Consider the following 13,684-nt stretch of genomic DNA (forward strand, 5'->3'; position numbering starts at 1 on the left):
TCCCACGGGCTAGCGTCACCTGTCAAGGCGGTTACTCTGGAAGGGCGTCCACTTCCCTGTCAGGAGGATCATGTGAGACACGTGTTTCCGTGCGGGACGCCCACCCTCGACTTCGTGGGCACCTTGCAGGAGCGGCGTGCGCCAGTTCCGATCGAGCGGATCGGCTCTCCCGGGCTGCTCGACTCCTGGTTCGTGGAGTCCGGGCTGCTCGACGAGCGGCCCGCATCCGACCACGCCGACCTGCGCGCGGCCCTGGAGCTGCGAGAGGCGATCTACCTGCTCGTGCGGGCTCGCCTCGCCGGCGATCCCCTGCCCGCCGGGGCGGTCACCGCGGTGAACCGGCGGGCGGCCGGAGTGCCGGTGGTCCTATGCCTGGGGTCCGGAGGCACGAGCCGTTCCGGTACGGCCGCCCACGCCCTGGCCGACCTGGCGCGCGAGGCGGTCGAGATCGTCGCGGGCCGGGACGCTGCGCTGCTGCGCGAGTGCGGACGCCCCGACTGCACACAGGTCTACCTCGACCGCTCCCGGGGCAGCCGGAGGGAATGGTGTGCGATGTGGACCTGCGGGAACCGCGTCAAGGCAGCCGCCCTGCGGGCCCGTCGCCGGCAGTGACAGCCTTGCGCCCGGACCGGCGCGCACACGTGTCTGTTGGGGACGGTCCCCTCGTACGGGACCGCCCCCGTACCCCTCAGCCCCGGTTCTCGGCCTGGAACATCCATCTCTGCTTCTCCAGGTCGGCGGTCAGGCCGATCAGCAGGTCCTCGGTCACGGCATCCGCCGGGCCGGTCCCCGTGGGTCTGCGGAGCATCAGTCGTTCGACTGCCGTCCGGCGACGAAGGGACGAGGGGCACGTCCCGTTCGTGGGCCGGCTCGGGTCCGAAGGGACCGGGTCGCGGTCACATGATCGACGGCCATGAGGTCTCAGTCGAGAACCCGCAGTGCCCCGGCGACGGCCGGCTCCAGGAACGCCCGGTCGGCGCGCGCCTGGCTCATGACGTGCAGACCCTGGATGAACGTGGTGAGGAAGCGGGCCAGCTCCACCGGACTGCGCTCGCCGGACAGCTCTCCGCGAAGCCGAGCGCGTTCCAGCGCCTCGGTCAGCACGGCCTCGATGGCGGTCATGGCCGTGTGGACCTGCTCCACGGTGCCGTCGTGGGCCGCGCGTTCGACGATCGCGTTGACCAGCAGACACCCGCGTTCCGGGTCGGCGGCGTCGGCCGTCACCATCGCGAGCAGCAACCGCCGCAAGGCCGTGCGGATGTCGCCTCCCGCCCGCACGTCCCGGTCCAGCGCCGCCACCAGACCGTCGCAGTAGCGTCGCAAGGCCTGGGCGTAGAGACCGTCCTTCGAACCGAAGGCGGCGTACAGGCTGCCGCTGCCGATTCCCAGCAGTTCCGTCAGCCGTGGCATCGGCGTGGCGCGGTAGCCCTGCCTCCAGAACAGGGCCATGGCCTGCTCCACTGCCGCGTCGGTGTCGAATCCACGAGGACGTGCCACACCGGGATCCTTTCGTCGGTCGAGTCAGGTCTGACTCTGACAGGTGCGGCCACCTGCGGCATGAGTCGATCGACTGCAAACGTGACACCACGGGGCACCTTCGTTCCTCCGCCCGGACTACGACGTTCCATATCGATCCGGGCAGGGACATGTCCCACCGGGTGTTGTGCGGTTAGCCTCGACGCCATTGACGGCAAACAGCCCGAGGACCGACATGCAGGTGCACCTGAACCCCCCGCTGGAGCCCGCCAACGCGGCCCGGCACGCCGCTGCCATCGTCGCGGCGGCGGCCGACATCAGCGGTGCGGAGCTGGACTACAGTCCGGAGAGCATCGATCTGGTGGAGGACATCGTCGACGGTTTCCGGGCCGAAGGCGTGACCGGAGAGGACATGGCGGAATCCCTCGTCGCCTTCGGCTGTTACGTCGGCGAGATCCTGACGCGTCACATCGGCGGAGCCTGGCGGGACGCCCCGGCCGCCCACCCCACGGCCGTCCCCATCGTCGTGGAGCTGCCCGACGCACGGGAGTGCCACCCGATCGACTGGGTCTTCAGCCGTCTGGAGTTCGGAGCCGACGTCAGCATCCGCGACCTCTACGCGGCGGCGGGCGCGGACAGCCCGTTCCCGGACGAGCGGACATGTGAGTGAGAGTACGCGCCCCGATGGTGGCACGTGTGCGTGATGCGGGTGAGGGTGTGCACGGACAGCATGCGGAGGGGCGGTGAACGCGCATGCGCGAGGTGAGCACGCGCGCGCGAGTACGGCTGCGGACGCACCCGAGGTGCGCCGGGGGAGTGTGGGAGATCACGGGATGAGCGCGCACATCGGCTCGGACGACGTCGGTCCGGACGGCACCGGCCTGCTCGGCCGGGAGCGGGAACGGAACATGGTGGCCGCACTGCTGACGGCCCTGCCCCGCGGCGAGGGGCGGGTGCTCCACCTGAGCGGCGCTCCGGGCACGGGCAAGTCCGCCGTCATCCGCTTCGCCGCGGCGGCGGCGGACCGCCAGGGCATACGTGTGCTGTCGACTCAGTGGGCACCCGGCGAGCGGGGACTGCGGCATGCCGCGCTGCACCGCCTCCTGCGTCCCGCCCTGGCAGGGATCGCCGACCTGCCCACCAGAGAACGAGCCCTCCTGGACGCCGCGTTCGGAGGCGACGTGGCGGCGTGGGGTACCGATGAACTGGTCCCGTCGGCCACTGCGGAACAGGCCGCGGCGGCCTCCGCGGAACTGGTGGCCGCGGCCTCCGATGAACGTGCCATGCCGACCCCCACGCAACCCGACCCGCCGGCCCCCGCTCCACTGGCCGCAGCGGTGATGCGCCTGCTGGCCGTGGCAGCGGAACCGGTTCTGCTGTGCGTGGACGACCTCGACCGGCTCGACGGCGCCAGCAGCGACACCCTGCGCGCTCTGGCCCGGCTCTGCGACGAGACGCGGGTGGGCCTGATCGTCGCCGAGCGCGCCGCCTCCCACGTCCGGCCCGTTCCGAACGCGCGCACGGTGACGCTCGGGAGCCTGCCCTCTCCCCAGGCCCGCGCGCTCGTCACCCGTGCCGGCCGGGCCACCGGGTACGCCGAGGAGCAACTCGTCCTCGCCGTGGCGCGGGGGAATCCACTCGCCCTGACGGAACTCTCCCTGGACGGTGGCCATCTCGGCGACGCGGCGGGCTTCGGCATGCTGCCGGCGACATCCCGTCTGGCCGAGGCGTACGCGGAGGACGTGGAAGGGCTGTCGGCACCGGCCCGCACCGTGCTGCTCACCGCCGCGCTGAGCGCCTCACCGGTCACCCGGGACATCCTGCGCGCCAGCACCTTCCTGCTGGGCAGCGGCCAGGCGGCACGCGCCGGGCTCACCGAGACGATCGCCCGTGGACTCGTCGCCGAGTCGGTCGGGGTCGTCGGGTCGGCCGAAGCGGGTGAACCGGCCGAAGTCGTTGAACCGGTCGGAGCTGCGGGGGCTGCCGGAGCCGTAGAACTCGGGGTGGAGGGCGTCGAGGAGAATCGGCGGCTGTACTTCCCCGAGCCGCTGGTCCGTCCGGCCGTGCTGCACCTGGAGTCGGCGGCCCGGCGCATGGCCGCTCATCACGCGCTCGGGCGGAGCCTCACCAGCCGTCCCCACGCCGCCTGGCACACGGCCCAGTGCGTGGCAGGCCCCGACGAGGAACTCGCGCGGCGGCTCGAGTCGCTGGCGGCCGGCCCCCGTCCGGGCACCGCCGTGCTCGTGGCCCTGGCCGCGCTGGAACACGCCGCCCGTCTCTCCCCGGATCCGGAACGCAGGGCGGCCCGGCTGCTGCGCGCCGCCGAACTCGCCTGCGACCACGGGCTGATGGACCAGGCGCTCCGGCACGCCCGCCGGATCGAGCCGAGCGAACTGGGCACGTTCGGACGTGCCCTGCTGCTGTGGGTGCACGATCTGCTGCCGGGCAGCAGCGCGGTCGGCCGGGAGCGGATCGCCGACCTGTGCGAGGCGGCGCGCGCCGTCGCCCCGCAGGACCCCGCGCTCACGCAGAAACTGCTGTACGCGGCGGCACGCAGGTGCTGGTGGCAGCAGGCCGGCCCCGGCGAACGCCGCATGGTCCTGCGGGCGTTCGAGGACCTGCGGTCCGGGCCCCGGGACGCACGGGACGTCGCCGTCATGGCGCTGACCGACCCCCTCTCCCTGCCGCGCACGGAGCCACCGCACTCCGTTTCCGAGCTGCCCGGCGAGGCGGGGCGGCCCTCCGTCTCCGGTCTCCCCGGCGAGGCGGCTCCGCACTCCGTCTCCGGGCTGCCCGACGTGGCGGGCCCGCACTCCGCCCTCGGGCTCCCCGACGTGGCAGCCCCGCAGCCCGCCACCGGACTGCCCGACGCCGACGCCGACGCCGACGGTGACGAGAGGGGCCTGGTCGGGCAAGTCGCTCACCTCGTTTCCGACCTCGATCGGGCGGCGCCGCTGCTCGAGGAGGCAGAGGCGGCCGTTCGCGCCGGCGGCCGGTACGGGCGGCTGCCGCAGCTCCTCGTACCGAGGGCGATGGGCCAGATCTGGCTCGGCACCCAGTGGCACACCGCCCAGGCGCTGGCCGAAGAGGGCCGGATGATCGCCCGCCGGACGGGGCAGCCCGACTGGGTGGCGAGGGCCACCGGCACGCTGGGCATCATCGCGGCGCTGCGCGGACAGCACGACAAGGCACTGGAGTACGCCGCGGAGGTCGAGGAGGCCTCCCTGCACCTCGGTCAGAACCGGCAACTGAACCTGGCCGCGCTGGCCCGCGCCCTCACCGCGTCCGGCACGGGCCGGTACGCCGAGGCCTACGCCCGACTGCGCTCCCTGTTCGCCGACCCGGCGACGCCGTACGCCTTCGAGCAGTTCTGGGGACTCGCCTTCCTGGCCGAGGCGGCGTTGCCCGCCGGAGAGCAGGCCGACGCCAGGACCGTCGTCGAGCACGTCACGGCCCTGACCGAGGCGGGGCGCGCACCCCTGCCGCAACGGATCCTGGCGTACGCCGACGCGGTCCTCGCCCCGGACGACGAGGCGGAGGTCGGCTACCGCCGGGCGCTGCGGCCCGGAGTCGGCGCCTGGCCACTGCTGCACGGCATGACCCAGTTCGGCTACGGAGCCTGGCTCAGGCGCCGGCGCCGCGTCACCGAATCCCGCACGCCTCTGGCCACCGCCGAGTCCGTTCTCCGGGACCTGGGAGCCCTGCCCCGCGCGGAGCAGGCGGCAGCCGAGCTGCGGGCGACCGGCCAGGCGGCGGACGGGCACTCCCGCGCGGCGGACGGGCACTCCCGCGCGGATGACATCGCCCGCGTGCTGTCGCCGCAGCAACTCACCATCGCCCGCCTGGCCGCCCGCGGCCTGACCAACCGAGCCATCGGGGAACAGCTGCGTCTGTCACCCCGTACGGTCGCCTCGCACCTGTACCAGATCTTCCCGAAGCTGGGCGTCTCCTCCCGTGCACAGCTCGCCGCGAGGATCGGCGCCGGCTGAACGGGCGGGCCCGGTCGCCGCCGTCAGGCCGCGCGAGGGTCCCGCAGCACTCGGCGAGTTGTGCCTGCGAGAAGTGAGGTCCGGCCGCGGTCAGGCGGCCTGGCGGTCCCGCAGCACCTCGGCGAGCTGCGCCCGCGCCGTCACACCCAACCGGGGGAAGATGCGGTAGAGGTACGCGCCGATGGTCCGCGGCGAGAGACCGAGCTGTTCGCCGACCTCACGGTTGGACAGTCCACGGCCGGCGAGTTCGGCGATCCGCAGCTCCTGGGGGGTGAGCAGATCGCGGGCCGCGGCCGGCCGGGACACACCCGGGGCGCCGCCGTCCGCCCGTTCCCCGGAGGCCCGCAGCTCCCCGGCGATCCGCGCGAGGCGTGCCTCGGCACCCAGCATGGTGTAGCCGGCCGCCGCCTGGCGCAGGGCCGCACGGGAGTCGGCGAACTGCCGCCGGCGCCGCAGTCGCCTGCCCTGGGCGAGACGCAGCGGCGCTTCGAGGCACGGCCAGCGGGACAGGTCCTCGGCGAAGGCCCGCTCGGACAGTCCCTGAGCGTCCTGCGCCCCCTGGTCGTCCTGGTCGTCCGTGAGGACGGCGCGCGCCACCGCGAGCCGGACGGCGACCACCGGGGCGCATTCGGCACCCAGCTCCGCCTCGAGCCGGTCGAGCGTCGCGAGCGCCTCCTCGGCGTTCTCGGCCTCGGCGGCCTCCGCGAAGGGCACCAGGGCGAACAGGGCCGCCGCGCGGCTCCGCGGGTCTGCCAGGAGGGACGACAACGCCGGCCATGCGGCCCCGAACTCGCCGGCCTCCACCAGGGCACAGGCCGTGCCGACCGCGAGCACCGTGTCGATCGAACGCACCGAGCGCCGGGCCGCCTCCAGGTCGGCGGCGCTGCCCGGACGTACCGTGTCGCCGGTGCGCAGACCCCGTACGAGATCCACCAGAAGACGGGCGGCTGCCGCGTGGTGGTCCTGGCCGTACGCCTCGGCGAGTTCCGCGCACCGCCGGAACGCGTGGCCGCCCTGGCCCCGGTCGCCCATGGCCAGGTGCGCAAGGCCCTGCCGGAGCAGCACCCGGGGCAATTGGTCGGGCAGGTCGAGGAAGCGGTGGCGGCGCTCCGCCTGCCGGTACAGGTCCAGCGACCGTAGCGGGTCACCCGCCAGCAGTGCGGCCTCACCCAGGCGTTCGAGATCGCGTACGGGCACGTCGGCCAGGTGCCGGACGGCGGACACGCCCGCGAGGACGGTCGCGGCGCGGCGCACCGGACCGACCGTGGCCATGGCGTGCAGCAGCCGGGGTTCGTCCGAGCGGTCCGGCATCCCGTCGAGGAAGGCCAGCAGCGCCTCGGCGCGCTCGTCGTCGCCCGCGACCGCGGGCGCCGTGATCCGGGCCAGTTCCAGCGCGTTCTCCTGCTCGGCGGCACCGGCCGGCGCGGGCCAGGCGGCGGGGTCGGCCGACGGCTGCCCGCCGTTCCCGGTCCCCGCCAGGGCCTCGGCACACAGCCTGCCCAGGGGGCCCAGCGGGTGCCGCAGCGCACGGTGCGCCATGGTCCGTGTCATCCGCTCCAGGCCGAGGACATGGGCGAGCTGGGCGGCCCTGAGGGCGCAGCGGCCCCGGTCCGCGGGTAGCGGGTACAGGTCGGCCGCCCGCCGCAGCAGCCGGACGGCCATCGGCGGCTCACACTGCTCCAGCGCCTGGCCGTGCACCGCCTCCAGGCGGCCGGCCAGCTCCGGGTCACACCCCTGAACCGCCTGCGACCGGTGCCACAGCATCTGTACCGAGCCGGGCGCCAGGACGGCCGCCAGGGCCGCGTGCGCCGAACGGCAGCGCCGCGGGTCGGTGCCGTGGACCACCGCCCCCGCCGTCGCGGGGTGGCTGAAGTGCAGCCGCATGCCGTCGAACGCCACGAGGCCCGCGCGTTCGGCGGGCTCCAGCGCCGTGAAGTCCAGCTCGGTGCCCCCGATCCGCGACGCGGCCGACAGCAGCAGCGGGAGGTCTCCCGCCGGGTGCAGCGCCGCCGCCAGCAGCAGGTCCCGCGTCCCGGAGGGCAGACGTGCGGCGCCGGGCGCCAGGGCGGAGGCCAGCCGGTCGGACGAGCCCGGCATGCAGGGCAGTGAGTCCTCGTGACCGGCCGGGAGTTCCAGCAGCGCCAAGGGGTTACCGGCCGCGGTCGCCAGCAGCTCACGCACGGCCTGCGCGTCCAGGCCCGGACGCCGCGCCGCCAGCAACCGGGCGGACTCGGCCGGGTCGAGCGGGCCGAGCGGCAGTACGGGGAGGCCGGCCGGGGGGGAGGCCGCACGCGTGCGGTGCGGGCGGGAGGTCATCAGCAGCGCCAGCGGATGGCCCTCGGCCCGCCGGGCGACGAAGGTCAGTACGTCCCTGCTGGGGGCGTCCAGCGCGTCCCAGTCGTCGACGGCCACCAGAAGGGGCTGCCCGGCGCGGCTGACCGACTCCAGAACCCGGAGAACGGCGAAGGGCAGCCACGACGGTCCGCCCGGTGCGGGGGCGCCGTCGACCAGCACCCTCTCCACAGCGTCGAGCGGACCGGCGGCCGGTGGCCGGCGCCGGTCTGCCAGGACCGGCCAGACGATCTGGAGCAGGCCGGTCAGGTCGGGCGGGTTGCTGCCCCGGATGCCGGCGCAGCGCAGGACGCGCATGCCGGTGGCCGCCGCCGCCTGGACGGTGGCTTCCAGGAGCGCCGACTTGCCCGCACCGGCGTGCCCGCACACCATCCGGGCCGCTCCGTGGTCCCTCGCCTCGCGCAGGAAGTCCTTGAGCGCCCGCAGTTCCGGATCGCGGCCGATGAGCCCCGGGTCGTCCGACAGCACCCCGCGACGGGGGGTGACGAGCGACAGCGCGGGCTGCGCCTCCTCGACCGCGGTGAGAGGGGAGAGCCTGGTCTGCGCGTTCATCGTGCCCCCTGTTCCGTGCGAGCGATCCCGCCCGTCCAGGGAGCGCTCCCGTACCTGCTCCATCCCACCGGAGCGGAAGCGGCGGAACCAGGCAGTTCGCATGCAGCTTGCCCGGCCGCGGGAGGAACCCCCAGGCAGCGGACACGCGGCGGCGTCCCTGCGCGCGGTCGGACATCCCGCGCGGCACTACCCGCCGAGGCGGCGCCGGCCGCCGCGTCAAGCCTCCGCTGCCGCCTGCCGCCTGCCGCCTGCCGCCTGCCGCTGTCGACGTCGGCCGTGTCAGGACTGCTCGGGGGGTGCTGTGGGTGCTGTGGGTGCTGTGGGAGCGTCCAAGGCGTGTGCGTTTGCCCGCATCCGTTCCGCGCGCGGACTGTGGATCGCGCTCAGCAGGTCGGCCGCCCGCAGCCAGCTCTCCCGTGCCCCCGTACGGTCACCACGCTCCTGTTGCGCGGTCGCGAGATGGTCGAGCACCTCGGCCTGGTTGTAACCGTCGAAGGCCTCTCCGTACAGCTGCAGCGACTCCCGGTAGTCCGCCATCGCGGCATCGAGATCGCCGAGGTGTTGTCTGGCGTAGCCCATGGTGTCCCAGGCGGCCGCCTCGATACGGAGGTTGCCGTGCCGCCGCAGCAGCGCGACCGCCTCCTCGCACAGGGCGATCGTCTCCTCGTACCGGCCGAGCAGGGCGAGATACCAGCCGACCGCGTTCATCTCGCGGGCCGCGGTGCCCTCGTCCCCCAGCGCGCGGTAGATCTCCAGCGCCCTGCGGGCATGGTGCAGGGCCTCGGCGTGGCGTTTCTGGCGGCCCCGCACCCAGCCGATGCTCCGCTCGGTGGCCGCGCGATCCACCGGATCCAGCCGCTCCAGCAGCCCGAGCAGCAAGTCGACCTGCCGGTCGGCCTCGTCGACCTGGCCCGTCTCCGCCAGCGCGCGGGCGAGGTCGGCGGAGTTCCGCGCGATGGCGGCCGGCTCGTCCAACTGCAGGGCGATGTCCAGGCCGATGCGTTTGGTCTCGATCTCCTCGGTCCAGCGGCCCATGACCGAGTAGTAGGTCACCCAGTCCTGCGTGAGGTGCATGCGGAACCGCAACAGCTGCGGATCGTCCAGGGAGCGCAGCGCCGCCGAGACCGTCGACTCCTCCCGACGGAACCAGTCCAGCGCCTCCTCACGGCTGTCGAGAAGGACGCGCACCACGCCCTCGGCCGGGGGGCCCACCGAGTCGAAGACGGAGCGCCCCAGCAGCCGGTTGGCCTTGTGGGCGTTGTACCGCAGGTAGTCCAGCAGACGGGTCTCGGCGCCGAGGCGGTCGTCCCGTTCCCGCTCGACGAGTTCGGTGCCGTAGGCCCGTACCAGGTCGTGCAGCACGTACAGTCCCTCCGCGTCCCGGGACAGCAGGTTCGCCGAGATCAGCTCCCGCAGGTGCCGCCGGGCCGCCGCCGTACCGACGCCCGCGAGCGAGGCGGCGGCCTCCGTCGACACCGACGGCCCCGGATGCAGGGCCAGACACCGGAAGAACCGGGCGGTCCCGGGTGTCAGGGCCCGGTACGACCACGAGAACACGGCACGGACGTCGACGCGCCGGTCACCGCTGGACAGGGCGTCCAGCCGCGGCCGGGACTCCCGCAGTTCGCGCACCACCGGCCCCAGCGGAACCCGCGGCGACGCGCTCACCTGCGCGCCCACGATCGCCACCGCCAGCGGCAGGAACCCGCACAGTTCCACCAACTCCGCCGCCGCGCGGGGCTCCGCCCGGCACCGCTCCTCGCCGATCCTGGCCGCCAGCGCGGCCAGAGCCTCCTCGGGCGACCACACGTCCAGACCGACCAGCGTGGCGCCCTCGGTCACGGCCAGACCGGACAGCTGACTGCGGGAGGTGATGATGGTCAGACACCCCGCCGCAGCCGGCAACAGCGGCCTGACCTGCTCCTCGTCGCGCGCGTTGTCGAGCACGACGATCAGCCGCCGGGACGCCGCCCGCTCGCGGAACAACGCCGACCGCTCCTCGGTGCCGCGCGGTACCGAGGAGCTGGGCACTCCGAGCGCGTCGAGAAACCCGGCGAGGGCCGCGCCGGGGTCCAGGGGCCGTCCCGAGTCCTCGAAGCCGCGCAGGTTCACGTACAGCTGGCCGTCCGGGAACCGGTCCGCCACCTGGTGGGCCCAGTGCACCGCGAGCGTCGTCTTGCCGACACCCGCCATGCCGCCGATCGCGGAGATGACGACATGTGCTCCGGACCGGGACACGTGTGGGCTGAGCCGGTGGACGGCCGTGAGCGCCTCCGTCCGGCCGCGGAACGTCGCGAGGTCCGGCGGCAGCTGCCGGGGGACGTGTTCCGTACGCCGCATCGCCGCCTCGACGAAGCGCCGCCGCTCGTCCTCGTCGAGTTCCAGGGCGTCCATCAGCTCGCTCAGCGTCGCCTGCCGCGGCAGGCTCTGCCCCCGTTCCATGTCGCTGATGGCCCGCACACTCACTCCGGACGCCTCGGCCAGATTCTCCAGCGTCAGCAGCGAACGCTGTCGCGCCGCACGCAGCAGCCGGCCGAACTCCGCCTTGTCCATCCCACCCCCAGTTCTGGAATGGCCATTAAAGCAAGAGGCGGGACGGCCCGAGCCACGACGTCGTCCAGGGCACGCGGCGGGAGGGCCCGGCACCGGTCGTGGAGCGGAGTCCCTACGACACCTATGCCGCGACGAGCGTCGCAACGACAGTCATGTGACGCATGTGCGGACCGGTGTGGCCTGTGAACATTCAGGGAGGAAAAGACCTAGCCATCGTCGACCAGCCGTAATACGCCGCCGCGACGAACGAGACATCGTGGCCCTCACGTATTGCCCGAAGGGCGTTTTCCATGGTCACCAGGACTGTCTGGCTCGTAGGGTTCGCGTTCCGTTCCGCGCAGGGACGACTGGTTCAGCACTACTACGTCGTCCTGGAGGCGGCCGGTCCCGCGGCCGCCCGCGAGATTGCCCTGCGTAGAGCCCGTACCCCCCGCGAACGCGCGCTGCGCGGCGGACTCGACGTCGAGGAGGCCACCGCCGAGACGCGCGAGGTCGTCTGCGACGACCTCGGCGTCTGGCGCCTGGGCGGTCGAGGGCCCGCCCCCGAAAAGCCCTCCGTGGTCTCGGCCGCCGCGTGATCCCGGCCGGTCACCTTGCCGTCTGCTCAGCCGGCCGTGGTGAGGTGGGTGGTGAAGAAGTCGGTGAGCTTGTCGACGGCGGGGTCGATGTACTGCTTCTTGTCGTAGAGGTCGACGTGGCTGGCGCCCTGGATGCGGTGCAGTTCCTTGGGGCCGGTGGCGCGCTGGTGTGCCTCGACGGCCATCCAGGCGGTGACGGCGCGTTCGCCGATGATCTGCAGGATCGGGCGGGGGCCGATCAGCGGGACGGCGAGGAAGGCGTCGAAGAAGGCGAGCTTGTCGACGCTCTGCCAGGGCAGGGACTTCGTGGACCGCTCGTGCTCACCGCGTGAGGTGCAGTAGTACTCGAAGCCCTCGATGCCGTGCTCGCCGCCGAGTGCGCCGGCCTGCTCGGCGGTCTCGGGGAAGACCGGCAGCGCGCCGGGGTCCTCGCCGCGGGCGGCGGCGGTGCGGGCCGCCGCGGCGGCGTCCAGCAGGGCCTGGAAGACGGCCGGGTCCTGGCTGCCGTCCGCGCCGAGGCGGAACTGGCGGGCGACGTCGACGCCGCTGACGGTGGCCACGGCCCTGACGCGGTGGTCGCCGCCGGTGGCGGTCAGCGAGTAGCCGCCGGAGGCGCAGATGCCCAGCAGTCCGATCCGCTCGGCGTCGACCTCGTCGAGGGTGGTGAGGTAGGAGACGGCGGCCTTGAAGTCCTCCACGCGCTGGGCGGGGTCCTCCAGACCGCGCGGCAGACCGCCGGAGGCGCCCTGGTAGGCGGCGTCGAAGGCGAGGGCGACGAAACCACGCTCGGCCAGCAGCTGCGCGTACGTGCCGGAGGTCTGCTCCTTCACGGCGGTACCGGGGTGACCGACCACCAGCGCCGGCCGCGGACCCGACGCCGGGGTGTCGGGGGTGTAGAGGTGGGCGGCGATCTCGATACCGGCGCTGTCGAAACTGACGGTGGTCCTGGCCATGAGGGCACTCCTGCCGAGGGTCGATGAGGTGTCGTGACGCACCCGGCCGGCGGACCCCCGAGGGGGCCGTCCCTGCCGGGCACACATCCACAGTCCGCCACCACACACACCGGCGGAAGAGACAAGTTCCTGCCTGGGAAAGACCTTGCCCCCCTTCTCGCCGGCCCGGGAGGGCGCGGCACACGTGTCTGAGCGTCCGGGTGGGGCGCCGCCCGTCGCTCCCGCCCGCCGTGCGGGAGGTCGTCAGGAGCGGACCGCGAGGATCCAGCGGTTGGCGGCCAGCGCGTCGTCCGGCGCCGGCCGCAGACCCACGCCGTGACGGCCCGCGAAGCCGAACGGCGTGTGCACGGCCGTGTCCCAGCCCCGTGCACCGAGGTCGGCGACGGAGTCCGGGCGGGGTTCGTTGCTGAACAGGGCGAGCAGGTCGATGCCGAGCCGCTCCCGGACCGCCGCGTAGACGGGCCAGTCGTGCTGCTCGGCCGGGTTCACCCCGTGTTTGACCTCGTAGCCGAGCGCACTGCCCGGTGCGCTGTGCGCGTTGACGGTCGCGAGCAGTTCGTGTTCCGCGGCCGGCGGCAGATACGGCACCAGCCCCTCGGCGAGCCAGGCCGTCGGACGCGTCGGATCGAAACCGGCCGCGATCAGGGCGTCGGTCCAGTCCTGGCGCAGGTCGGCGGCGAGGGCGACGCGGGCGGCCCGCGGGACGGCCCCGAGCGTGTCCAGGACGGACTGCTTGAAGGCGAGCACCTCTTCCTGGTCGATCTCGAAGACCGTACTGCCGTCCGGCCACGGCAGCCGGTGGGCGCGGGTGTCCAGACCGGCGCCCAGCACGACCACCTGCCGGCAGCCGCCGACCGCGGCGCTGAGCAGGAACCCGTCGAAGACGCGGGTGCGCAGACCGAAGAAGCGGGCCAGCCGGCCCCACAGCGGATCGGCGTCGCCGTCCGGCACCTCGTCGAACCGGCGCGGCCAGTCGGCGCAGCCGGGCGCCGCGCGGACGAAGTGCTCCGCGTACTCGTCCCGCGCCGGCGCGTCGGGCCGGGAGGTCTCGATCGCGCGGGCCGCGGCGACCAGGAAGGCGGTCACGCCCACCCCCGCGACTCCGGTGCTGCTTGCTCGGGCGGTATCGGTCATGTCCCTCTCCGCGGTGCCTGTCCTGCGCGGTCTCTGTGCGTAACACGTCCCGGAGCGGGCCGGAGGTTCAGTCGACACGTGTGCGCGGATCCGATAT

Annotated in this window: 9 protein-coding genes; 4 read left to right on the plus strand and 5 right to left on the minus strand. The window is 73.8% G+C overall.

All coding sequences use genetic code 11. The features are described from left to right. The first annotated feature begins 72 nt into the window (after positions 1–72). Positions 73–612 (plus strand): CGNR zinc finger domain-containing protein, encoded by a 540-nt coding sequence (locus ACGFRF_RS25235; RefSeq protein ID WP_393743504.1) that lies wholly within the window; start codon positions 73–75, stop codon positions 610–612. A 309-nt stretch (positions 613–921) separates the two neighbouring features. Here the strand turns inward: ACGFRF_RS25235 and ACGFRF_RS25240 are convergent, their stop codons facing one another. Further along, positions 922–1,497 carry a TetR/AcrR family transcriptional regulator gene (locus ACGFRF_RS25240; protein WP_393743506.1) on the minus strand — a complete coding sequence of 192 codons (576 nt, stop codon included), beginning with the start codon at positions 1,495–1,497 and terminating at the stop codon, positions 922–924. A gap of 214 nt (positions 1,498–1,711) precedes the next feature. Between ACGFRF_RS25240 and ACGFRF_RS25245 the strand changes: the two genes are divergently transcribed. Continuing rightward, positions 1,712–2,146: a hypothetical protein gene (locus tag ACGFRF_RS25245; protein WP_393743508.1), complete on the plus strand. Its 435-nt coding sequence runs from the start codon at positions 1,712–1,714 to the stop codon at positions 2,144–2,146. 163 nt (positions 2,147–2,309) lie between these two features. Further along, positions 2,310–5,465 carry an AAA family ATPase gene (locus ACGFRF_RS25250; protein ID WP_393743510.1) on the plus strand — a complete coding sequence of 1,052 codons (3,156 nt, stop codon included), beginning with the start codon at positions 2,310–2,312 and terminating at the stop codon, positions 5,463–5,465. A 90-nt stretch (positions 5,466–5,555) separates the two neighbouring features. Here ACGFRF_RS25250 and ACGFRF_RS25255 read toward each other — a convergent pair whose 3' ends face one another. Together ACGFRF_RS25255 and ACGFRF_RS25260 are read right to left on the minus strand one after the other, a co-directional pair. Further along, positions 5,556–8,369 carry an AAA family ATPase gene (locus tag ACGFRF_RS25255; protein WP_393743512.1) on the minus strand — a complete coding sequence of 938 codons (2,814 nt, stop codon included), beginning with the start codon at positions 8,367–8,369 and terminating at the stop codon, positions 5,556–5,558. A gap of 279 nt (positions 8,370–8,648) precedes the next feature. After that, the gene (locus tag ACGFRF_RS25260) at positions 8,649–10,922 is read right to left on the minus strand and encodes an ATP-binding protein (RefSeq protein ID WP_393743514.1); all 2,274 of its coding nucleotides are present in this window, start codon (positions 10,920–10,922) and stop codon (positions 8,649–8,651) included. Positions 10,923–11,212: 290 nt separating this feature from the next. Here ACGFRF_RS25260 and ACGFRF_RS25265 point away from each other — a divergent pair, with 290 nt between their 5' ends. Continuing rightward, positions 11,213–11,500 (plus strand): hypothetical protein, encoded by a 288-nt coding sequence (locus ACGFRF_RS25265; RefSeq protein ID WP_393743516.1) that lies wholly within the window; start codon positions 11,213–11,215, stop codon positions 11,498–11,500. 26 nt (positions 11,501–11,526) lie between these two features. Here ACGFRF_RS25265 and ACGFRF_RS25270 read toward each other — a convergent pair whose 3' ends face one another. Both ACGFRF_RS25270 and ACGFRF_RS25275 read right to left on the minus strand, forming a co-directional pair. Next, positions 11,527–12,453, minus strand: coding sequence for an alpha/beta hydrolase (locus ACGFRF_RS25270; RefSeq protein ID WP_393743518.1), 927 nt, complete (start codon positions 12,451–12,453; stop codon positions 11,527–11,529). 243 nt (positions 12,454–12,696) lie between these two features. Then, positions 12,697–13,587: a class I SAM-dependent methyltransferase gene (locus tag ACGFRF_RS25275; protein ID WP_393743520.1), complete on the minus strand. Its 891-nt coding sequence runs from the start codon at positions 13,585–13,587 to the stop codon at positions 12,697–12,699. Positions 13,588–13,684: the final 97 nt, after the last annotated feature.

It is taken from the genome of Streptomyces sp. NPDC048521 (genome assembly GCF_043199855.1).
In the GTDB taxonomy this organism is placed as follows: Bacteria; Actinomycetota; Actinomycetes; order Streptomycetales; family Streptomycetaceae; genus Streptomyces.